The organism is Aeromonas sp. EU05-FHT14A05 (assembly GCF_058791175.1).
In genome coordinates, this window is sequence record NZ_JBYTDH010000003.1 from 334,240 (window position 1) to 354,609 (window position 20,370).

22 protein-coding genes are annotated in these 20,370 nt (G+C 59.2%); 16 read left to right on the forward strand and 6 right to left on the reverse strand.

Annotated features, from left to right (window positions below):
• Positions 1–280 precede the first annotated feature (280 nt).
• Entirely contained in the window at positions 281–871 is a 591-nt protein-coding gene (locus tag AC3WR3_RS06865; protein WP_043131536.1) for a tetratricopeptide repeat protein, read from the forward strand.
• An 86-nt stretch (positions 872–957) separates the two neighbouring features.
• On the opposite strand, the gene hmpA is transcribed toward AC3WR3_RS06865, so the two are convergent.
• Positions 958–2,151: an NO-inducible flavohemoprotein gene (gene hmpA / locus AC3WR3_RS06870; protein WP_492291497.1), complete on the reverse strand. Its 1,194-nt coding sequence runs from the start codon at positions 2,149–2,151 to the stop codon at positions 958–960.
• Between the two features lie 111 nt (positions 2,152–2,262).
• Here hmpA and AC3WR3_RS06875 point away from each other — a divergent pair, with 111 nt between their 5' ends.
• Entirely contained in the window at positions 2,263–2,730 is a 468-nt protein-coding gene (locus tag AC3WR3_RS06875; protein WP_025325692.1) for an Rrf2 family transcriptional regulator, read from the forward strand.
• Positions 2,731–2,761: 31 nt separating this feature from the next.
• Here AC3WR3_RS06875 and AC3WR3_RS06880 read toward each other — a convergent pair whose 3' ends face one another.
• Positions 2,762–4,042 (reverse strand): HlyC/CorC family transporter, encoded by a 1,281-nt coding sequence (locus AC3WR3_RS06880; protein ID WP_202047416.1) that lies wholly within the window; start codon positions 4,040–4,042, stop codon positions 2,762–2,764.
• 40 nt (positions 4,043–4,082) lie between these two features.
• Positions 4,083–4,874 carry a cytochrome C assembly family protein gene (locus AC3WR3_RS06885; RefSeq protein ID WP_041204421.1) on the reverse strand — a complete coding sequence of 264 codons (792 nt, stop codon included), beginning with the start codon at positions 4,872–4,874 and terminating at the stop codon, positions 4,083–4,085.
• A gap of 286 nt (positions 4,875–5,160) precedes the next feature.
• Between AC3WR3_RS06885 and ffh the strand changes: the two genes are divergently transcribed.
• The 5 genes from ffh (at position 5,161) to rplS (ending at position 8,678) form a co-directional block, all read left to right on the forward strand.
• Positions 5,161–6,540 (forward strand): signal recognition particle protein, encoded by a 1,380-nt coding sequence (gene ffh / locus AC3WR3_RS06890; RefSeq protein WP_139436841.1) that lies wholly within the window; start codon positions 5,161–5,163, stop codon positions 6,538–6,540.
• A 179-nt stretch (positions 6,541–6,719) separates the two neighbouring features.
• Positions 6,720–6,968 carry a 30S ribosomal protein S16 gene (gene rpsP / locus AC3WR3_RS06895; RefSeq protein WP_042649810.1) on the forward strand — a complete coding sequence of 83 codons (249 nt, stop codon included), beginning with the start codon at positions 6,720–6,722 and terminating at the stop codon, positions 6,966–6,968.
• A gap of 24 nt (positions 6,969–6,992) precedes the next feature.
• Positions 6,993–7,514, forward strand: a complete 522-nt coding sequence (gene rimM, locus AC3WR3_RS06900; protein ID WP_005332346.1) for a ribosome maturation factor RimM — start codon at positions 6,993–6,995, stop codon at positions 7,512–7,514.
• A 34-nt stretch (positions 7,515–7,548) separates the two neighbouring features.
• On the forward strand, positions 7,549–8,298 hold the full coding sequence (trmD, locus tag AC3WR3_RS06905; RefSeq protein WP_011704631.1) for a tRNA (guanosine(37)-N1)-methyltransferase TrmD: 750 nt from the start codon (positions 7,549–7,551) through the stop codon (positions 8,296–8,298).
• 32 nt (positions 8,299–8,330) lie between these two features.
• Positions 8,331–8,678 carry a 50S ribosomal protein L19 gene (gene rplS, locus AC3WR3_RS06910; protein WP_005313505.1) on the forward strand — a complete coding sequence of 116 codons (348 nt, stop codon included), beginning with the start codon at positions 8,331–8,333 and terminating at the stop codon, positions 8,676–8,678.
• A gap of 105 nt (positions 8,679–8,783) precedes the next feature.
• Here rplS and AC3WR3_RS06915 read toward each other — a convergent pair whose 3' ends face one another.
• Positions 8,784–9,113, reverse strand: coding sequence for an isoamylase early set domain-containing protein (locus AC3WR3_RS06915; RefSeq protein WP_025325698.1), 330 nt, complete (start codon positions 9,111–9,113; stop codon positions 8,784–8,786).
• An 83-nt stretch (positions 9,114–9,196) separates the two neighbouring features.
• Positions 9,197–9,871 carry a DNA mismatch repair endonuclease MutH gene (mutH, locus tag AC3WR3_RS06920; RefSeq protein WP_492291498.1) on the reverse strand — a complete coding sequence of 225 codons (675 nt, stop codon included), beginning with the start codon at positions 9,869–9,871 and terminating at the stop codon, positions 9,197–9,199.
• A gap of 733 nt (positions 9,872–10,604) precedes the next feature.
• Between mutH and rppH the strand changes: the two genes are divergently transcribed.
• The 8 genes from rppH to AC3WR3_RS06960 all read left to right on the forward strand — a co-directional run bounded on the left by rppH (position 10,605) and on the right by AC3WR3_RS06960 (position 18,259).
• Positions 10,605–11,132: an RNA pyrophosphohydrolase gene (gene rppH, locus AC3WR3_RS06925; protein WP_139436835.1), complete on the forward strand. Its 528-nt coding sequence runs from the start codon at positions 10,605–10,607 to the stop codon at positions 11,130–11,132.
• 13 nt (positions 11,133–11,145) lie between these two features.
• Positions 11,146–13,425, forward strand: coding sequence for a phosphoenolpyruvate--protein phosphotransferase (gene ptsP / locus AC3WR3_RS06930; protein WP_492291499.1), 2,280 nt, complete (start codon positions 11,146–11,148; stop codon positions 13,423–13,425).
• Positions 13,426–13,492: 67 nt separating this feature from the next.
• On the forward strand, positions 13,493–14,320 hold the full coding sequence (gene lgt / locus AC3WR3_RS06935; protein WP_041207083.1) for a prolipoprotein diacylglyceryl transferase: 828 nt from the start codon (positions 13,493–13,495) through the stop codon (positions 14,318–14,320).
• A complete protein-coding gene (gene thyA, locus AC3WR3_RS06940; RefSeq protein WP_492291500.1) occupies positions 14,317–15,111 on the forward strand; it encodes a thymidylate synthase in 795 nt (264 codons plus the stop codon). The genes lgt and thyA overlap by 4 nt, the downstream gene beginning before the upstream one ends.
• Before the next feature lie 285 nt (positions 15,112–15,396).
• Positions 15,397–16,587 (forward strand): Na+/H+ antiporter NhaA, encoded by a 1,191-nt coding sequence (gene nhaA, locus AC3WR3_RS06945; RefSeq protein ID WP_492291501.1) that lies wholly within the window; start codon positions 15,397–15,399, stop codon positions 16,585–16,587.
• Positions 16,584–16,988 carry a hypothetical protein gene (locus AC3WR3_RS06950; RefSeq protein WP_492291502.1) on the forward strand — a complete coding sequence of 135 codons (405 nt, stop codon included), beginning with the start codon at positions 16,584–16,586 and terminating at the stop codon, positions 16,986–16,988. Before nhaA ends, AC3WR3_RS06950 begins: the two co-directional genes overlap by 4 nt.
• Positions 16,975–17,907 (forward strand): transcriptional activator NhaR, encoded by a 933-nt coding sequence (nhaR, locus tag AC3WR3_RS06955; protein ID WP_005332358.1) that lies wholly within the window; start codon positions 16,975–16,977, stop codon positions 17,905–17,907. Before AC3WR3_RS06950 ends, nhaR begins: the two co-directional genes overlap by 14 nt.
• A gap of 49 nt (positions 17,908–17,956) precedes the next feature.
• Positions 17,957–18,259 carry an ArsR/SmtB family transcription factor gene (locus AC3WR3_RS06960; protein WP_342059335.1) on the forward strand — a complete coding sequence of 101 codons (303 nt, stop codon included), beginning with the start codon at positions 17,957–17,959 and terminating at the stop codon, positions 18,257–18,259.
• A gap of 49 nt (positions 18,260–18,308) precedes the next feature.
• On the opposite strand, the gene rpsT is transcribed toward AC3WR3_RS06960, so the two are convergent.
• Positions 18,309–18,572, reverse strand: a complete 264-nt coding sequence (rpsT, locus tag AC3WR3_RS06965) for a 30S ribosomal protein S20 (RefSeq protein ID WP_139436823.1) — start codon at positions 18,570–18,572, stop codon at positions 18,309–18,311.
• A 191-nt stretch (positions 18,573–18,763) separates the two neighbouring features.
• Between rpsT and murJ the strand changes: the two genes are divergently transcribed.
• Positions 18,764–20,326, forward strand: coding sequence for a murein biosynthesis integral membrane protein MurJ (gene murJ / locus AC3WR3_RS06970; protein ID WP_492291503.1), 1,563 nt, complete (start codon positions 18,764–18,766; stop codon positions 20,324–20,326).
• The last annotated feature ends 44 nt before the right edge of the window (positions 20,327–20,370 follow it).

The window sequence follows — 20,370 nt, forward strand, 5'->3', positions numbered from 1 at the left end:
CCCCTTGCAGGGGGCCGAGCCGATCTCGGCGGCCGCGCAAACCCAGTCGGTGGCGGCCGCCACAGTCCCGGCGCCCTCGGCGGCCTTGGCCCCGGCATCGGCTGCATCAGCGACCCTGCCGGCCACCGCACCTGTACCGTCAGCCGCAGTGCCGGCGGCTGCCGTTGCCCCAGCGCCGGTGGCGTCGGCTGCGTTGCCTACGGCTGTCGCTGCTCCGGCCCCTGTGCTGTCGAGCGTTGATGCACCCGCCCCAGTGGCATCAACCCCGGCGGCAGCGCCGCTGCCCAGGGCGGTGAACCCTGGCTCCCTGGCCACCGGAGAGCTGCAGGCGGTGCCGCTCTATCGGCAGGACGAGCTGCTCAACTGGATAGAGCAGGGACGTCATCTGGCCCGGGTGAAGCAGGACAGGTGCCAGCTGACCCAGGACATAGAGGCGCGCGCCTCCGTGATGAAGATCCCGGCCTATCAGTTCCTGTGGGGGGACATGCTGGCCTGGGGCGTCTGCATCAAGCCAGACGCCCAGATCGGGGTGCAATACATGTGGGAGGCGGCCAATCAGGGTCTGGCTCCCGCACTGGAGCAGCTCGGGCGCTATTACTGGAAAGGCATTTTGGTCCAGAAGGATCTGGTGCGGGCCGAGACCCTGATGCGGGAGGCCGCCAGCCTGGGTTTCCAGCGGGCCCAGATAGAGTGGGTCGAGATGCTGCTGCAGGGCATGGGCAGTCCGCTGGACTACGAGGAGGCCTACCACTGGCTGCACGGCGCCGTCATCGGCGACAAGGCGACCCACCAGAAGGCGGCTAGCCTGCTGAGCCGGCTCGGCAATCGCATGCCCGCCAATGCCATCGCCCGCGCCAAGGCGATGCATTAAGCCCGGCAAGCCAGGCCACTCGATACAACAAGGCCCGCGAACCTGAGTTCGTGGGCCTTGTGCATTTCTCCGGTCAGAGGGAGGGATCAGAGATCCTGATGGGGGCCGAATACCTCGTAGTGCATCCGGTCGGCAGGCACGCCCAAACTGCTCAGCTGATCTTTCACCGCCTTCATGAAGCCCAGGGGGCCGCAGAAGTAGTAGTGGGCGTTGGCCGGGATGAGGCCCGTGACCTGTTCCAGCACCAGGGTGCCGCTGAAGTCGTAGTCCATCCCCTGCACGTCCTGCTCGGCAGGCACCCTGTACCAGACCCGGCTCTGCAAACTGGCATGTTGGCGGCTCTTGGCCTGGATCTCTTCCTTGAAGGCATGGTGGGCGCCATGCTCGCAGGCATGGAGCCAGCGGATTTCAGTTTCTGGTTGCTCGGCCAGCAACTGGTTGAGCATGCTCAGCATGGGGGTCAGGCCCACTCCGGCGGAGAGCAGCACCACTGGTGTGGTCGTCTCGGTCTTCAGGAAGAAGTCCCCTGCCGGTGGCATCAACGCCACCTCGTCACCGATGTGAAGCTGGTCATGCAGCATGTTGGAGGCCTGGCCATGGGGCTCGCGCTTGACGCTGATGCGGTAGTCGCGGCCATTGGGGGCATCGGAGAGGGAGTATTGACGGATCTCCTGATGCTCCAGCGACGGGTGATTGAGCCTGATGCTGATATATTGCCCCGGCTTGAAGCGCAGCACGGGTTTGCCGTCGACGGGGGCCAGCACGAAGGAGGTGACAAGCTCGCTCTCCTGGCGCTTCTCCTTGATGAGGAAGGGGCGGGCCCCCTGCCAGCCACCGAGCTCGCTCGCCTTCTCCCGGTAGAGCTCGCCCTCCCGACCGATGAAGATGTCGGCCAGCACGCCATAGGCCTTGCCCCAGGCTTCCAGCACCTCGTCCGTCACCGCGTTGCCACCCATTTCTTTGAGCGTGGCCAAGAGATGACTACCCACAATGTGATATTGTTCCGGCTGGATCAGGAAACCCGTGTGCTTGTGGGCGATGCGTTCCACGGCTCCGGCCAGGGCCCCCAGGTTGTCGATGTTCCTGGCGTAGGCCGCCACGGCACTGAACAGGGCCAGGGGCTGACCACCACTGCGCTGATGGGCCAGGTTGAACACATCCTTCAACTCTGGGTTGTGGTTGAACATGCGCTGGTAGAAGTGCTGGGTGAGGGCTGGCCCCGCCGATTCGAGCAAAGGAATGGTGCTCTTGATGACGGCGATGGTGGCTTGGTCTAACATAGGAGGTCCTTTCTAATTGAACATCTGGAATGTCACTTAATAAGTTGCATCCTAAATGTTTAATTGATCTGGATCAATCATCAATTCTTTGCGCTATGCGCCACAGGCACTATGAGACTAACAAGCTATACCGATTTTGGATTGAGAGCCCTGCTCTATCTGGCCACGTTGCCGGAGGGGGAATTGTCGAGCGTGGCCAAGGTGTCTGCCTTGTATGACGTCTCTCGCAATCACATGGTGAAGGTGGTGAATCAGCTGGTGAAGTTGGGTTATCTGCAGTCCCAGCGTGGCAAGAATGGCGGGATCCGTATGGCCTGTTCCCCTGAGAGCGTGAACATAGGCCAGGTGATCCGGGCGCTGGAAGGCAATCTGGACGGCATCGACTGCAACTCGCCGGTGTGCCACATCGTCTCGGTCTGTCTGCTCAAGAGTGCCCTGAAGGAGGCGATGAACGCCTTCCTTGCGGTGATGGACGGCTATACGCTGCAAGATCTGCTGGCCAACCGCGACGAGCTGCAGCAGGTGTTCGGCGAGTTGATCCCGACCCTGGTGCTGGAGCCGGATGACGAGAGCGAGTGAGACGAAAAAGGCTGCCATCGGCAGCCTTTTTTCAATCCTCGTAACCTGACTCGTTACGGTAGAGGTGTGGCATGATCCTCGCCATCTTCACCATGTTGTTCTCCACTTCGAGTATCTCGATGGGATAACCCGCCAGCCTGACGCTGATGTTGGGCTGGGGGATCTCTTCCAGATACTCCAGTATCACCCCGTTGAGGGTGCGCGGGCCGTCGATGGGCAGGTGCCAGTGCATCTCCTTGTTCAGCTCGCGGATGCTGGCGGAGCCTTCCACCAGGAAGGAGCCATCCGGCTGGGGGTGGATCTCGTCGCTCGGCGCCGGGGCCATGGAGGTGGTGAAGTCGCCCACTATCTCTTCCAGGATGTCATCCAGGGTGATCAGCCCCTGGATATCCCCATACTCGTCCACTATCAGCCCGATCCTCTCCTTGTTACGCTGGAACTTGGCCAGCTGCACGTTGAGGGGGGTGCCCTGAGGAATGAAGTAGATGGGATCGACTTCCCGCAGCAGGCTGGACTTGCTGAACTGGTCCTTGGCGACCAGTCTGAGGGCATCACGAGAGTGTAAAAATCCGACAACGTCGTCAATATTGTCGCGATAGAGCAGGATCTTGGTGTGAGCGCAGTGAGCCAGCTGGCGCAATATGCTCTTCCAGTCGTCGTTGATGTCGATGGCAGAGATCTCGCTGCGCGGCACCATGATGTTTTCCACCGTCATCTTGTCCAGATCCAGAATGCTGATCAGCATCTCCTGATGGCGCTGGGGAATGAGGCTACCCGCCTCGTTGACTATGGTGCGCAGCTCTTCGGTGTTGAGGGAGTCATCCTTGCGATGTTCCAGTCGCAGCAGCTTGAGCAAGAGGTTGGTGATGCTGTTGATGAGCCAGACAAGGGGGGCGAAGGGCACCATCAGCCCCTTGAGGATCCAGGAGGCGGGGTAGGCTATGCGCTCGGGAAACATGGCCGCCAGTGTCTTGGGGGTGACTTCCCCGAACACCAGCACCACCAGGGTGAGGCCGAAGGTGGCGATGGCGACGCCGAGATCCCCGAACAGCCGGATGCAGACGATGGTGGCGATGGCGGAGGCCAGGATGTTGACCAGGTTGTTGCCGATGAGGATGAGGCCAAGCAGGCGATCCGGTCGAGCCAGCAGCTTTTCGACCCGACGGGCTGCCTTGTGCTTGGTTTGGGCCAGATGCCGCAACTTGTAGCGGTTGAGGGACATCAGACCGGTTTCGGAACTGGAGAAGAAGGCTGACAACACAATCAAGATAACGAGAACAATCAGTAATGTGCTCGTTGAGATACTGTCCAAGAAGGGCTCCTGTTGGGGTGGTGTTTGGGTGGCTGAACCGTCAGCTCAGCAAGACTTCCTTGACGAAGCGGCTGCCAAAGTAGGCCAGGGTCAGGATGACGCTGCCGATGAGGCTCAGCATGATGACCTTGCGACCACGCCAGCCACGGGTGTGGTGACCCCACAGCAGCAAGGCGTAGACGCACCAGGCCAGGATCGAGAGGATGGCCTTGTGGGATTTGCCCTGGGCGAACATGTCTTCCAGGAAGAACAGACCCGAGGCGATGGAGAGCGTCAGCAGCAAGAGGCCCGCGGAGATGAGCTGGAACAGGCGCTTCTCCACCGTCATCAGGGGCGGCATGGCCGGCAGATGGCTTATCTTTCTGGACTTCAGCTGCCGATCCAGACAGGCAAGCTGGAGCGCAAACAGGCAGGCGATCATCAGTACCGAATAGGCCATCAAGGCGAGCCCGATGTGCAGCAGCAGTTGGGGATGCGCTTCCAGATGGGTGATGTAGCGACCCGGAATGAGGGCGCTGGCAGCGAGCAGCAAGGCCGAGAAACTGTAGACCACGGGCAGCAGGATCCAGCCGTTGAAACGGCGGGTAACGCAGGTCATGAAGCAACTGATGATGAGGCTGACCAGGGAGGCGACGTTCAACATGCTGAGATTCTGGCCGGAATGGGTGGCCAGCACCTCGCTGCCCACCGCCACGCCATGGGCGGTCAGGGCCAGGCCGACACAGGCAAACAGCGACACCTGCCCGACGGGCTTGGCGCTGAGCAGCAGGTGCAGAGAGGCGATGATGGCCAGCAGGTAAAACGCCAGGGCCAGAACAGAGATCACGATCATAACCAGGTCGTTGTCGAACAAGCTTTTATGGATAAGAGAGGCAGTATACCTTGCACAAGATATGCTCGCCAGTTGTGCCAGGGGCTAACTGCCCATATATAAGTAGCAGCTGACAGCCCCGTGCGGCGAATAATCGTCCTCCGGCGTTGACTGGGGTATAATGCCCTCCATTTGTTACACCCGCTCATTCGATGGCGGGTCACCGCCGCAAGCGGTGAGTAATCGTCCTCACAGTGCTGACTGGGGTATAATGCCCCACTAGTTACGCCAAGAATCGGAATGCGTCATGTTTGAGAATTTGACTGAACGACTCTCGCGCACCCTGCGCAATGTCAGTGGCCGTGGCCGGCTGACCGAAGAGAACATCAAGGATACCTTGCGTGAAGTGCGCATGGCGCTGCTCGAGGCGGACGTGGCCCTGCCGGTGGTGCGTGACTTCGTTGCCCGCGTGAAAGAGCGTGCCGTCGGCCAGGAAGTGGCCAAGTCCCTGAGCCCGGGCCAGGCTTTCATCAAGATAGTGCATGGCGAGCTGGTCTCCGTCATGGGAGAGGCAAACGAGCAGCTCAATTTGGCCGCACAGCCGCCGGCCATCATCCTGATGGCGGGCCTGCAGGGTGCCGGTAAGACCACGACTGTGGGCAAGCTCGCCAAGCTGCTCAAGGAGCGCCACAAGAAGAAGGTGCTGGTGGTCAGTGCCGACGTCTACCGCCCGGCGGCGATCAAGCAGCTCGAGACCCTGGCCAATGACATCTCGGTCGATTTCTTCCCGAGCGATGTGACCCAGAAGCCGGTGGCGATCGCCACCGCCGCCATCGATCAGGCGCGCAAGAAATTCTATGACGTGGTGATCGTCGATACCGCCGGTCGTCTGCACGTGGACACCGAGATGATGGCAGAGATCCAGGATCTTCACGCCACCATCAAGCCGGTCGAGACCCTGTTCGTGGTGGATGCCATGACAGGTCAGGATGCTGCCAATACCGCCAAGGCGTTCAACGAAGCGCTGCCGCTCACCGGCGTCATCCTCACCAAGGCGGACGGCGACGCCCGCGGCGGTGCCGCCCTGTCGGTGCGCCACATCACCGGCAAGCCGGTCAAGTTCATCGGTATGGGCGAGAAGACCGATGCCCTTGAGCCCTTCCACCCGGACCGTCTCGCATCCCGCATCCTCGGCATGGGGGACGTGCTGTCACTCATTGAGGAAGTGGAACGCACAGTCGACAAGGAGAAAGCCGCCAAGCTGGCCAGCAAGGTCAAGAGCGGCAAGGGCTTCGATCTGGAAGATTTCCGCGAGCAGCTGGCCCAGATGCGCAACATGGGCGGCATGATGGGCATGCTCGACAAGTTGCCCGGCATGTCCGGTCTGCCGGATAACGTGAAAGATCAGATGGATGACAAGATCACAGTGCGGATGGAGGCCATCATCAGCTCCATGACGCCCAAGGAGCGTGCTCATCCCGATCTCATCAAGGGCTCCCGCAAGCGTCGCATCGCCGCGGGTTCCGGCATGCAGGTGCAGGACGTGAACAAGCTGCTCAAGCAGTTCACCGAGATGCAGCGCATGATGAAGAAGATGTCCGGCAAGGGTGGCATGCGCAAGATGATGGGCCAAATGAAGAACATGCTGCCCCCCGGATTTGGTGGTGGCGGACGCGGTCCGTTCTGATTTTCCTGCTTGTCAGGCAAAAAGGCTCACCGCGGTGAGCCTTTTTCATGCCAACTCCTGCGCAAAAAATAGCAGGCTTGGTTGCAATTATTACGAATCCAAGTAGAATTACGCGGCTTATTTTAAGCTAGGGTCTGCGTATTTGCAGGCCTTGTTCATTAGATGTTCATGAGGACGATATGGTAACCATTCGTTTACAACGTGGTGGCGCGAAAAAGCGTCCGTTCTACCAGGTAGTAGTTTCTGACAGCCGTTGCGCCCGTGACGGTCGCTTCATCGAGCGCGTTGGTTTCTTCAACCCGGTTGCTGCTGGTAACGCTGAAAAGCTGAACCTGGACCTGGCTCGTATCGAGCATTGGGTTGCTACTGGTGCCACTGTTTCTGACCGTGTTGCCAAGCTGATCAAAGACGCTAAAAAAGCTGCTTAATCAGCCAAGCGGTAAGGAGTTAAGGTGGAAAAACCTATAGTTCTGGGCACCCTGGGTACCGTCTACGGCATCAAGGGCTGGCTTAAAGTGAACTCCTTCACCGATGTTGCCGAAGCGATTTTCGATTACAACCCCTGGCTGATCAATCAGAACGGGGTGTGGCGTGAGATTCAGGTCTCGGCCTGGAAGCGTCACAACAAGGGTCTGATCTGCAAGCTCGATGGTATCGATGTGCGCGAGGATGCCCTGGCATTGACCAATGTCGAGATTGGCGTAGCCGCCGATCTGTTGCCTGCGTTGCCTGAAGGTGAGTTCTACTGGCGTGACCTGATTGGTTGCTCCGTGATGACCACCAAGGGATACGACCTGGGCAAGGTGACCGAATTGATGGAAACCGGCTCCAACGATGTGTTGGTGGTTGAGGCCAATGTAAAAGATGCCTTTGGTGCAAAGGAGCGGCTGATCCCGTTCCTGGAAGAGCAGGTGATCAAGAACATTGATCTGACTGCTCGAACAATCGAAGTTGATTGGGATCCTGGTTTCTAGTTTCCCGCGCTAACACGGGTGCCGGAGGTTTCTTATGTGGATTGGGGTGATTAGCCTCTTCCCGGAAATGTTCCGAGCCATTACCGAGCACGGGGTAACGGGTCGGGCCGTCAAGAGTGGCCTGCTGCAGATTGAGTGCTGGAACCCTCGGGATTTCACCCACGACAAACACCGTACGGTCGATGATCGTCCTTATGGTGGTGGGCCTGGGATGCTGATGATGGTTCAGCCGCTGCGTGATGCGATTCATGCAGCCAAGCAAGCGGCGGGAGACGGGGCGAAAGTCATCTATCTCTCTCCTCAGGGGCGCAAGCTGACTCAAGCGGGCGTAACCGAGTTGGCGACGAATCAGAAACTGATTCTGGTCGCCGGTCGATACGAAGGTATCGATGAACGCGTGATACAAACCGAAGTCGACGAAGAGTGGTCTATCGGGGATTACGTGTTAAGTGGTGGCGAGTTGCCTGCCATGACCCTGATCGATGCGGTTTCGCGTCTGGTCCCCGGGGTCTTGGGTGATCAGGCCAGTGCCGAGCAGGACTCCTTCACGGATGGCCTGCTGGATCATCCCCACTACACTCGGCCGGAGTTGTTGGATGGATTGGCGGTGCCCGAGGCGCTGACAAGCGGCAATCACGAAGTGATTCGGCGCTGGCGTCTCAAGCAGTCGCTCGGACGAACCTGGCAGAGAAGGCCGGAACTTATTAACAACCTAGCTCTGACTGACGAGCAAGAATCACTTCTTGCCGAGTATGTCCGCGAAGTGCGTGACAGCGTTAAGTAGAGTTTTCAGTTTATCCTAGGTAAGGAAAGACAATGAGCAAGATTATTCAGCAGCTTGAACAAGAGCAACTGCGTACCGACATCCCGGCTTTTGCCCAGGGCGACACCGTACGTGTTCAAGTTCGTGTTAAAGAAGGTGGTAAAGAGCGTCTGCAGGCTTTCGAAGGCATCGTCATTGCCAAGCGTAACCGCGGTCTGCACTCTGCTTTCACCGTTCGCAAGATCTCCAACGGCGAAGGTGTTGAGCGTGTATTCCAGACTCACTCTCCGCTGATCCACAGTGTAGAACTGAAGCGTCGTGGTGATGTTCGCCGCGCCAAGCTGTACTACCTGCGCAACCTGTCCGGCAAAGCTGCTCGTATCAAAGAGAAGCTCAACTAATTCGATTCGAATTGGTGTCGGTATGTCGACGAATAGCTCGACAGGTAGTGAAAAGGCTCGCCAATGGCGAGCCTTTTTTGTATGCGGATTTCGCGCAGGCTGGCTTCAGCCAGGCTGGCTGACCCGCACCACAGAGTTGTCGCGCCCGAAGGGGCCGGGCACATAGTCGTCCGCTTCCCAGTCGTTGTCATAACGGGTCTCCCCGTCTGGCTGCACCAGTTGATAGCAATACTCGAAATGACTGGGGCCATCGGTGGGAAGGTTGAGGGTCGCCTTGAACTCCCCGCTCTTCATTCTTTTCAATTCAATGGGTTGCCACTGGCTGAACTCCCCCAGCAGCAAGACCTGTTCGGCCTCGCCTGCGGCCTCTTTTTCCACTGCGAAGGTCACCTTGACCTCGGGGCGGGACTTGAGAAATTGCTTGTTGATCGGCATATCGACTCCTTGTCACTGACTGCGAAGAAAGCAGCGCTGTTCATTTTTATATCACCTTATGACAAAGATGTTGATAGCAATCGTCAGGCAGGCAGGGCGAAATGACGCCGAAGCAGCTGGTGAGTGAACTCAATCTTGAGGTAGAAGCCCCTTGGCAGTGTCTGGATTGGCTGGCCATTGCGGCCGATGGCGCGAGTCAGCGCCTTGCTGTTGGCCGCCTTGGGGCGCAGTTGCATGACCTGACCGTGGCGGGCGCTGATCTGCTCCACCTCCCCCAGCACTATCATGTCCATCAGCTCCTCCCAATCCTGACGCAGCAACCTGTCTTCTTCTTCGCTCGGGCTCCACAGCAACGGCATGCCGACCCGGCGTTCGCCGATGGGTATGGTGCGGCTGCCCTCCACCGGGATCCAGAGTACCCGCGACAGCTTGTTGCGCACATTGGACTCCTCCCAGCGCTGGCCACTGATCCCGATGAGGGGAGCGACGCAGACGAAGGTGGTTTCCAGCGGTTTGCCCTGAGGATCGATCGGGATCGTCTTGAGTTCTATACCGAGATCGGGGAAGTCCTGCTCCGGGCGGCTGCCCGCGCTGGCGCCCAGCTGCCACTCGATCAACTGGCCGATCCAGCCCTTGTCCCGCCTGAGATCCCGTGGCACCGGGATACCGGCCGTCGCGGCGAGCTGGGCCAGGGTGAAGCCCGCCATGGCGTAGGCGCGCGCCATCAATTCCTGCTCTGACTGTGGATTAGCGGGCATGAGGGGCTCCTGTTGGCGAGAAGGGGGTGGACAAGTGTGATCCTGACAGAGGATCGCTGTTTTTGTAACCGATCCTTGCCCGGCTATGCACAGGGGGGGCAAGATTGTGAATTATCATCTATGGCAATGATTTTAAAGGAATTTGACTTTTTTCTCCAGCCTGGAGAACGGGAGGATCCCGGTTGCAACGAGTTGTCCAAGGGTTTGGCCTGGCTGTTGCACATAGTTATCCACAGAAATCTTGGATAAGTGACATAAAGTGGTGATACAGGGCCCGGCATCAGAAATAAATGTGAGAGCACGCCGATTTTTCTCGCCATATCGGTGCAGATAATGCGCCATCCTTGTGGATAAACTAGCCTTGGTGGATCTTTGAACAGTCGAACTTGTTCACAATTGACAGTCAGGATCCTCGGGCGCAAAAGACATGGATCTTGATCCAGTCTTTAAATATTAACTATATGTATTTAAATGAATATTTTGTTTTTATATGAATCGGGTATGATACGGCATGATTTGAAGTCGTAGTATAAAACTACTGTATATACCCGCTTGATCACAGGCTTATGCACAGTCTGGGTGGGCAACTTGCGGAGCTTGTCCTTCAGGTTTGTTTATAACTTTGCTTGAAATGCCAAGTTATTCATGAGTGGAAGATGACAGTCCCTGTTTGCCGCCACGGGGTGAATGTGGAACAATCTCTTTATAGATTCAGCCTTTATAAGGTGATCACGTGATAGATGGCGACGGATTTCGTCCCAATGTCGGCATCGTGATCTGTAACCGTGACGGGCAAGTATTGTGGGCTAAGCGCTATGGGCAGCACTCCTGGCAGTTTCCGCAGGGGGGAGTTGATGATGGTGAATCGCCGGAGCAGGCCATGTATCGTGAGCTGTATGAGGAGATAGGCCTCAAGCCCGACGATGTGACCATACTGGCGACCAGTCGCAACTGGCTGAAGTATCGCTTACCCAAACGACTCGTTCGCTGGGACAGTTCACCGGTCTGTATTGGCCAGAAGCAGAAATGGTTTTTGCTGCAGCTCGATCCTGGCAAAGAGTCCAGGATCCAGTTCGGTTGTCATGGTCACCCGGAATTTGATGATTGGCGTTGGGTCAGCTTCTGGTACCCGGTTCGTCAGGTCGTCTCCTTCAAGCGGGAAGTTTACCGCCGGGTGATGAAGGAGTTTGCCCCGCTGGCCATGCCGGTGCCGGTGGTGCAGGTTAATCGAAAGGATGGGCGGCGCAACCGCTCGCGCTAAGGAGCACAATTAGTTGCTGACGGAACTCAGACGCATCGTCGAGAGCATGGCCGAGGCCAACACCCTCGAACAGGCCTTGCAAGCATTGGTGAGCCAGACCCGGCTCGCCATGACGGTGGACTGCTGCTCCGTTTATGTCGCCGAACCGGACATGCGCCGCTATCGACTGGCGGCGACCGATGGTCTGGCCGAGTCTGCGGTGGGCAAGGCCACCCTGCCGTTCGAGCAGGGCATAGTCGGCCTGGTGGGTCAGCGGGAAGAGCTGATCAACCTGGCCGATGCGCCTTCTCACCCCAGTTTCAAGTTCCTGCCCGATGTCGCGGAAGAGGCGTTTCGCTCCTTCCTCGGCGCCCCCATCATGCACCAGCGCCAGGTGGTTGGCATTCTGGTGGTGCAGCAGAAAGAGAGCCGGCTGTTCGATGAAGGGGAAGAGTCCTTCATGGTCACCCTGGCGGCACAGCTAGCGGCCCGCATCGCCCAGGCCCAGGCCAAGGGCTGGTTGCAGAAGACCGACTGGAGCAAGCCGCTGCGCGGCATCGCCGGTGCCAGCGGCATCGCCATCGCCAAGGCCTGGGTGTGGCGCCCGCGCAAGGCGCTCAACAGCATCACCCCGCGCAAGGACGAGGAGCATGGCAAGCAGCTGGCCCGGCTGGAGCTTGCGGTGGAAGAGGTGCGCCACGACCTGGAGAGCCTGGCGCTGCGCTTTCGCGAGAGCTACAGCCAGGATTCGGTCGCCATCTTCGACATCTATCTGCACCTGCTGAACGATCCCGGCTACATCAAGCCCATCCGCAACAAGGTCAGCAAGGAGCACTGGACCGCCATCTCCGCGGTCAAGATCATCAGCGATCGGTTGATCGAGCAGTTCAAGGGGATGAAAGACCCCTACCTGCGGGAGCGCTCCACCGATGTGAAAGACATCGCCCAGCGGCTCATCAGCCGGCTGGTGCAGGACGAACCCGAGCAGCTCACCATAGGGGAGCCGGTGGTGCTGGTCGCCGACGAGGTGACCGCCACCATACTCGCCGAGATCCCGCGGGAGTTTCTGAGCGGCGTGGTCTCCCTCAAGGGGGGAACCAACTCCCATGCTGCCATCCTGGCCCGTGCCATGGGGGTGGCGGCCATCATGGGGGTGGATCTGCCCCTGGGTGACATAGGCGGGCGCACCCTGGTCATCGACGGTTACAGCGGTGATCTCTTCATCGAACCCAATCAGGTGATCCTGACCGAGTACCGGCAGCTGCTCAACGAGGAGCGGGCGCTCGATACCCTGGTGCGCAGCGTCGACAACCAACCCTCGGAGACGGCTGACGGCACCCCTGTCTCCTTGCTGCTCAACGCCGGCCTCAGTGCCGACACCGAGATCTCCCTCAATCATCTGGCGGACGGGGTCGGGCTCTATCGCACCGAGATCCCCTTCATGCTGCAGGACAGCTTCCCCTCCGAATGGGAGCAGACGGCGCGCTATCGCGGGATCCTGGAGACCTATCGGGATCGCCCGGTCTGCATGCGCACCCTGGACGTGGGGGGGGACAAGCAATTGCCCTATTTCCCCATAGTGGAGGAAAATCCCTTCCTTGGCTGGCGGGGGATCCGGCTCACCCTGGATCACCCCGAGTTGTTCCTGGTGCAGCTCAAGGCCATGCTGCGCGCCAGCGAAGGGCTGGACAATCTAGCCATCATGCTGCCGATGATCAGCAGCGTCAGTGAAATCAAGGCTTCCCGCCGGCTGCTGGATCAGGCTTGGCGTGAAGTGTCGGAAGAGGCGGTGAGCCGCGATGCGGTGATCCGCTACCCCAGCCTGGGGGTGATGATAGAGGTGCCCTCCGCCCTCTACATCCTGCCGGAGATGGCCCCCCTCATCGACTTCTGGTCGGTGGGCAGCAATGACCTGACTCAGTATCTGCTGGCGGTGGATCGCAACAACGCCCGGGTCGCCAGCATCTATGACGCCTTCCATCCCGCGGTGATCCGCGCCCTGCAACTGCTGGTCGATGCCTCCCATCGCTACCAGAAGCCGGTCTCGGTCTGTGGCGAACTGGCCGGGGATCCGGTCGGCGTGCTGCTGCTGCTGGCCATGGGCTATCGCCGTTTCAGCATGAACACCCACAACATTTCCCGCATCAAGTACGTGCTGCGTCAATCCGATCTCGGCGAGCTGAAGGCGCTGATGGCGGATGGCCTCAAGCACGACAATCCCCACGTGCTCCGTGGCCTGTTTGCCCGCTACCTGGAAGAGCACGGTCTGGGCGGTTTGCTGCGCGCGGGCCACAAGACCAAGCTGCCCGATTGATATTCAGTCTTGTTCCTGCTGACGAATGATCGGAGAATGCGGCTTTTCTTATGACTGGGGCCGCGCCATGCAGCACGACGGATATTGGGTTTTCTCGCAGATTGATCCCGTAGCATTCAGTTTGGGACCACTATCGGTACGCTGGTATGGTCTCATGTATTTGTTTGGTTTCGCCTTTGCCATGTGGCTTGCGGGCCGCCGCGCCGACGCGCCCAACAGTGGCTGGACCCGCAACGAGGTCTCGGATCTGCTGTTCTACGGCTTCCTCGGGGTGATCCTGGGCGGTCGCATCGGCTATGTGCTGTTCTACAACTTCGATCTCTTCCTGGCCGATCCCACCTACCTGTTCAAGATCTGGACCGGCGGCATGTCGTTCCACGGTGGCCTGATCGGGGTCATCACCGCCATGATCTGGTTTGCCCACAAGACCAAGCGTCACTTCTTCACCGTGGCAGACTTTGTGGCGCCGCTCATTCCGTTCGGCCTCGGCGTCGGCCGCATCGGCAACTTCATGAACGGCGAGCTGTGGGGCCGGGTCACGGACGTGCCCTGGGCCATCATCTTCCCGGAGGCCGGCCCCGAGCCGCGTCACCCCTCCCAGCTCTACCAGTTCGCCCTGGAAGGGGTGGTGCTGTTCATCATCCTGAACCTGTTCTGGCGCAAGAACCCGCCACGGGGCGCCATCTCCGGCATGTTCCTGCTGTTCTACGGCCTGTTCCGCTTCCTAGTGGAGTTCGTACGCCAGCCTGACAGCCAGCTGGGCCTCTACTTCCAGGAGATCAGCATGGGCCAGATCCTCTCTACCCCGATGATCATCATCGGCGCCCTGATGATCTGGGTTGCCTACAAGCGTCCGCAGCTGTTCGGCAACGCGGCGAAGGAGGCAAAGCAATGAGGGTATATCTCGACCTGATGCAGAAGATCCTGGATGAAGGCACCGTCAAATCCGATCGCACCGGCACGGGGACAGTCTCCCTGTTCGGTCATCAGATGCGCTTCAATCTGGCGGAAGGCTTCCCGCTGGTCACCACCAAGAAGTGCCACCTGCGTTCCATCATTCACGAGCTGCTGTGGTTCCTCAATGGCGACACCAACACCGCCTACCTGAAAGAGCATGGCGTCAGAATCTGGGACGAGTGGGCTGACGAGCATGGCGATCTGGGCCCTGTCTATGGTGCCCAATGGCGCTCCTGGCCGGCGGCCGATGGCACCGTCATCGACCAGATCCAGAAGGCGGTGGATGACATCAAGCACAACCCGGATTCGCGCCGCATCATAGTCTCCGCCTGGAACGTGGGTGAGCTGGACAAGATGGCGCTCGCCCCTTGTCACGCCTTCTTCCAGTTCTATGTGGCGGACGGCAAGCTCTCCTGCCAGCTTTATCAGCGCAGCTGCGACGTCTTCCTCGGTCTGCCGTTCAACATCGCGAGCTACGCCCTGCTGACCCACATGATGGCCCAGCAGTGCGATCTGGCCGTGGGCGACTTCGTCTGGACCGGTGGCGATGTGCACCTCTACTCCAACCACATGGAACAGACGGCGCTGCAGCTCTCCCGCGAGCCGCGTTCCTTGCCGCAGCTGGTGATCAAGCGCAAGCCGGACTCCATCTTCGACTACCGATTCGAGGACTTCGAGATCCAGGGTTATGATCCCCATCCGGGTATCAAGGCCCCTGTCGCCATCTGATCCTGCATCCGCCGTGACGGCGAGCGGTGCTCGGCGGGATCTCCCGCTTTGCTATTCCATCTGTTCGAAAGGCGCCTGCGGGCGCCTTTTTCATGCCTGATAAGAATGAATATGCAAAGAAATGAATGCTCAACAGGCGAGGGAAGGCGGGGGAAAACGTGCTTATAGCAGACATGATTTGTTTTGCCTTCGGTTTTTCCGTTGTTATCGGCAGTTAGAAACGATTTTTCATTAGTTCACTCGCCCCCTAGACTGAAAAAGTACAATTTTATGGATAGTTAGACCATGAGCGATGTGTTCAAGCGATTTCTCAAACTGGAGTCAGCCTCCGGAATAATTCTGATCCTGGCCGCCCTGTTGGCCATCGGTCTGGCCAACTCTGCCCTGGCGGAGCACTATCAGAGCTTCCTCAATACCCAGGTACAGGTGCGCATTGCCGCCCTCGACATCAACAAGCCGCTGCTGCTCTGGATCAACGATGGCTTCATGGCGATCTTCTTCCTGCTGGTCGGGCTGGAAGTAAAGCGTGAGATGCTGGAAGGGGCGCTCTCATCACGGGTGCAGGCCACCTTCCCGGCCATCGCCGCCGTGGGCGGCATGCTGGCCCCTGCGCTCATCTATGCCTTCTTCAACTACGAAGATGAAATCACCCGGGCCGGCTGGGCCATTCCAGCCGCAACCGACATCGCCTTCGCCCTCGGGGTGATGGCGCTGCTCGGCAAGCGGGTGCCGACCAGCCTCAAGGTATTCCTGCTGGCCCTGGCCATCATGGATGACCTTGGGGTCATCATCATCATCGCCCTCTTCTATACCCAGCAGCTGTCGCTGACTGCACTGGCGGTCGGCATGGTGGCGACCCTCGCTCTGCTCTGGATGAATCGCCGTGGTGAGGACAGGATCGGCCTCTACATGCTGGTGGGTCTGGTGCTCTGGGTGGCCGTGCTCAAGTCGGGCGTCCATGCGACCCTGGCCGGCGTCATCGTTGGTTTCATGATCCCGCTCAACGGCAAGCGTTATGCCTCGCCGCTCAAGCACCTGGAGCATGTGCTGCATCCCTGGAGCGCGTACCTGATACTGCCGTTGTTTGCCTTCGCTAACGCCGGGGTCTCCCTCGACGGCATCCAGCTGTCGGATCTGCTCAGCCCGGTGCCCATGGGTATCATTCTGGGGCTCTTCATCGGCAAGCCCCTCGGCATCTTCACCATCAGCTGGCTGTCGGTGAAACTCGGTATCGCCCAGCTGCCGAGTGGCGTCAACTTCAGACAGATCTTTGCCGTCAGCATCCTGTGTGGCATCGGCTTCACCATGTCGATGTTCATCGCATCGCTGGCATTCGAGCATGGCGGACTGGACTACGGCAGCTACTCGCGCCTCGGGATCCTGGTGGGATCCACCCTGGCGGCCGTGATCGGTTTTATCGCCCTGCGGATATCGCTGCCCAATCGGGAGGCGAATCAAAGCACGGAGGGGTTATGAGAAGACTCGGATGGTTAGTCTTGCTGGCGAGCCCGGCAGTCTGGGCGAATAGCCTGGCGGATTGCCAGCAGGATGCGGCGTCGGCCAGTTGTTCGGCCTATCTCAACGGGGTGGTGGACAGCGCCCTCATGCTGGGAGACCAGCAGGCCAAGGCCAGATTCGGTGAAACCTTCACCGAACGGGCCCTGAGCAGCCGGGCCGGCGAGCGAGTCAAGCAGTCGAACAAGCGCTACTGCGGGGAGCGGATGCCGGATCCGGCCCACCTCAAGCTGACCCTGCAAGAGCAGTTCGGCGCAAACAAAGTTGACTCGATCAGCGACATGTATGACATTCTGGCGGTTGAACTCAGCTGCTACCGGAGCCCGCGCAGCGCGGGAACCCCATCGGATGTCACACCTTAATTACAACCACCTTTACTATTTTTGGATGACTCAGAAGAAGGGCTCCGTCACCCAGGCGGCGGAAGCCCTCTTCCTCACTCCCCAGACCGTCACCGGCCAGATCAAGTTGCTGGAGCAGCGCCTCGGCGGCAAGCTGTTGATCCGCAAGGGGCGCTCCCTGGAGGCCACCGAGCTGGGCCAGCTGGTGTTTCGCTATGCCGACAAGATGTTCAGCCTCTCCTACGAGATGCTGGATATCGTCAACTACCGCAAGGAGAGCCAGATCCTGTTCGACGTCGGCATCGCCGATGCACTCTCCAAGCGCCTCGCCAGCCGGGTGCTGCTCTCCGTTATCCCCAACGACGGCTCCATCCACCTGCGCTGTTTCGAATCGACCCACGAGCTGCTGCTGGAGCAGCTGAGCGAGCACAAGCTAGACATGATCCTCTCCGATTGTCCGGTGGACTCCAGCCAGCATGCCGGTCTGCTCTCCAAGCGGCTGGGTGGCTGCGGCGTCAGCTTCTTCTGCAAGGCGCCGCTGCCCGAAAAGCCGTTTCCCGCCTGCCTGGAGGAGCGCAAGCTGCTCATCCCTGGCCGTCGAACCGCCATGGGGCGCCAGCTGACCCAGTGGTTCGAGCAGCAGGGCATCTCTCCCAGCATCCTGGGGGAATTCGACGATGCGGCCCTGATGAAGGCGTTTGGCTTCTTCAATCAGGGTATCTTCATGGCGCCGACCATCTATCGGGAGGAGATCCTGGAGGGGGAGGAGGTGATGCTGATCGGGGAGACCCAGGATCTGATGGAGGAGTACTACGTCATCTTCGCCGAGCGGATGATCCAGCATCCGGCAGTGAAGCGGGTGTGCGAGAGTGATTTCTCCTTCCTCTTTGCCGGTCAGGAGGACTTCACCACCATTCAGCCGGCGACCCTGTCATTTTAAATCGACGGGGCAGGGGGTATGATTCCTGTCTTGCAGGGGAGGGAATGCGATGCAGTTGGAAGAGATGGAGGCGAATGCCGGACGTGCGGTGACCCTGCTCAAGGCGCTGGCCAATGAACGGCGCTTGTTCATTCTGTGCCAGTTATTGGACAGAGAGCTATCGGTAGGGGAACTCAACGGGGTGCTTGGACTGAGTCAATCGGCCCTGTCACAGCATCTGGCGGTGTTGCGGCGCGATGAGCTGGTGGCGACGCGAAAAGAGGCCCAGACGGTCTACTATTCGCTGCGCAGCCATGAGGTACGCGAGATGATTGGATTGTTGCATAAGTTGTATTGCAGCGAACCCAAATAAAAAACCGGCACTAAGGCCGGTTTTTTTAGCTTTGTTCAGCCGAAGCTGATTAAGCCATGGCTTTGATCTGGGAAGACAGGCGGCTCTTGTGACGAGCAGCTTTGTTCTTGTGGATCAGGCCTTTGGTCGCCATACGATCCATGATCGGCTGAGCAACAGCGAAAGCGGCAGTGGCTGCAGCCTTGTCGCCAGAGGCGATGGCAGCGATCACTTTCTTCAGGTAGGTACGGGTCATGGAACGACGGCTGGCGTTGTGCTGACGACGTTTCTCTGACTGAAGAGCACGCTTCTTAGCAGATTTGATGTTAGCCAAGGTAAAACTCCTAAAACTGTCTTAGCGAGTGTATTGAAAAGGCCCGGAAATATGCCTTCCCAACCACATATTGTCAAATGATTTGTGCAAATAAACACCGCCCCCCGGTGGTGTGTCAGATGGGAGACGGTTAAACTGTCGGCCGATTCTAACAGCATTCTTTTCTTTCTGACAGTTCCAGAGGCCTCGTCTTGAGTAAGAAATTGATCAAATCCGGCATGATAGTGTCCGGAATGACGCTGGCGTCCCGCGTGATGGGCTTGGTGCGCGATGTGGTCATCGCCAATCTGCTCGGTGCCGGGGTGGCCGCAGACGTCTTCTTCTTCGCCAACCGCATTCCCAACTTCTTGCGCAGGCTGTTCGCCGAAGGGGCTTTCAACCAGGCCTTCGTGCCGGTGATGACGGAGTACAAGAAAAACGGTGACGAGCAGGCCGTGCGCGAGCTGCTGGCTGCGGTGGCGGGCACCCTTGGGGGTATAGTCACCATAGTCACGCTGCTCGGGGTGCTGGGCTCGGGTGTGCTGACTGCCATCTTTGGCTGGGGCTGGTTCTGGGACTGGCTGCACGGCGGGCCGGCGGCCGAGAAGTTCGAGCTTGCCAGCCTGATGCTCAAGATTACCTTCCCCTATCTCTGGTTCATCACCTTCACCGCCATGGCCGGTGCCATTCTCAACACCTTCGGTCGCTTCGCCGTTTCCTCCTTCACGCCGGTGTTTCTCAACCTCACCATGATTGCGGCGGCCTGGTGGATAGCCCCGTTGCTGGAGCGGCCCGAGATCGCGCTGGCGATCGGCGTCTTCCTCGGCGGTCTGGTGCAGTTTCTGTTCCAGTACCCCTTCCTGCGTCAGATCAACATGCTGGTGTGGCCCAAGTGGGGTTGGCACCATCCCGGTGTGGTGAAGATCCGCACCCTGATGATACCGGCGCTGTTCGGCGTCTCGGTCAGCCAGATCAATTTGCTGATCAACACCATGCTCGCTTCCTTCCTGGCGACCGGCGCCATCAGCTATCTCTATTATTCGGATCGCCTGCTGGAGTTCCCCCTCGGCCTGTTCGCGGTCGCCATCAGCACTGTGATCCTGCCGGCGCTGGCCAGGAAACATGTGGATGCGGATCCGGCCGATTTCTCCCGCACCATGGACTGGGGGGTGCGCATGGTGATGCTGCTCGGCCTGCCCGCCATGGTGGGGATTGCGGTATTGCGCGAGCCCATACTGCGGGTGTTGTTCATGCGCGGCGAGTTCGGCATGCACGAGGTGGCCATGTCGAGCGCCAGCCTGCTGGCGTCCACCACGGGCTTGCTGTCGCTGATGCTGATCAAGGTGCTGGCCCCTGGCTACTACGCCCGCCAGGACACCAGGACCCCGGTGCGGATAGGCATCATGGCCATGGTGGCCAACATGGTGTGCAACCTCATCTTCATCTATCCGCTTGGCTATGTGGGGCTGGCGCTCGCCACCGCCTGCTCCGGCACCCTGAATGCGGCCCTGCTGTTCAAGGGACTGTATCAGCAGGCGGTCTATCGCCCTTCCCGCAACACGGGCCTGTTCTGCCTCAAGCTGCTGGCAGCGACAGTGCTGATGGGGTGCGTGCTTGGCTATCTGTCACCGGATCTCGCCCAGTGGGGGGCCTGGAGCATGGGCAAGGCCAGTCTGGAGCTGACCTTGCTGCTCTGCCTTGGGGGCGCGTTGTATGGAATAGTCCTGCTGGTACTGGGGGTCAGGCCAAGACACCTGAAATCGGGTCAGCAATGAGGCTGATGAGGCCCGGGTTCCGGGCCAGATACCTGAAATCGGCT

Coding starts and splice junctions, on each gene's coding strand:
- lgt (WP_041207083.1), top strand. CDS start 13,493: ATGCAGCACGACGGATATTGGGTTTTCTCGCAGATTGATCCCGTAGCA.
- AC3WR3_RS06950 (WP_492291502.1), top strand. CDS start 16,584: ATGAGAAGACTCGGATGGTTAGTCTTGCTGGCGAGCCCGGCAGTCTGG.
- trmD (WP_011704631.1), top strand. CDS start 7,549: ATGTGGATTGGGGTGATTAGCCTCTTCCCGGAAATGTTCCGAGCCATT.
- AC3WR3_RS06960 (WP_342059335.1), top strand. CDS start 17,957: ATGCAGTTGGAAGAGATGGAGGCGAATGCCGGACGTGCGGTGACCCTG.
- rplS (WP_005313505.1), top strand. CDS start 8,331: ATGAGCAAGATTATTCAGCAGCTTGAACAAGAGCAACTGCGTACCGAC.
- ffh (WP_139436841.1), top strand. CDS start 5,161: ATGTTTGAGAATTTGACTGAACGACTCTCGCGCACCCTGCGCAATGTC.
- thyA (WP_492291500.1), top strand. CDS start 14,317: ATGAGGGTATATCTCGACCTGATGCAGAAGATCCTGGATGAAGGCACC.
- nhaR (WP_005332358.1), top strand. CDS start 16,975: ATGTCACACCTTAATTACAACCACCTTTACTATTTTTGGATGACTCAG.
- hmpA (WP_492291497.1), bottom strand. CDS start 2,151: ATGTTAGACCAAGCCACCATCGCCGTCATCAAGAGCACCATTCCTTTG.
- AC3WR3_RS06885 (WP_041204421.1), bottom strand. CDS start 4,874: ATGATCGTGATCTCTGTTCTGGCCCTGGCGTTTTACCTGCTGGCCATC.
- AC3WR3_RS06875 (WP_025325692.1), top strand. CDS start 2,263: ATGAGACTAACAAGCTATACCGATTTTGGATTGAGAGCCCTGCTCTAT.
- mutH (WP_492291498.1), bottom strand. CDS start 9,871: ATGCCCGCTAATCCACAGTCAGAGCAGGAATTGATGGCGCGCGCCTAC.
- AC3WR3_RS06915 (WP_025325698.1), bottom strand. CDS start 9,113: ATGCCGATCAACAAGCAATTTCTCAAGTCCCGCCCCGAGGTCAAGGTG.
- nhaA (WP_492291501.1), top strand. CDS start 15,397: ATGAGCGATGTGTTCAAGCGATTTCTCAAACTGGAGTCAGCCTCCGGA.
- rpsP (WP_042649810.1), top strand. CDS start 6,720: ATGGTAACCATTCGTTTACAACGTGGTGGCGCGAAAAAGCGTCCGTTC.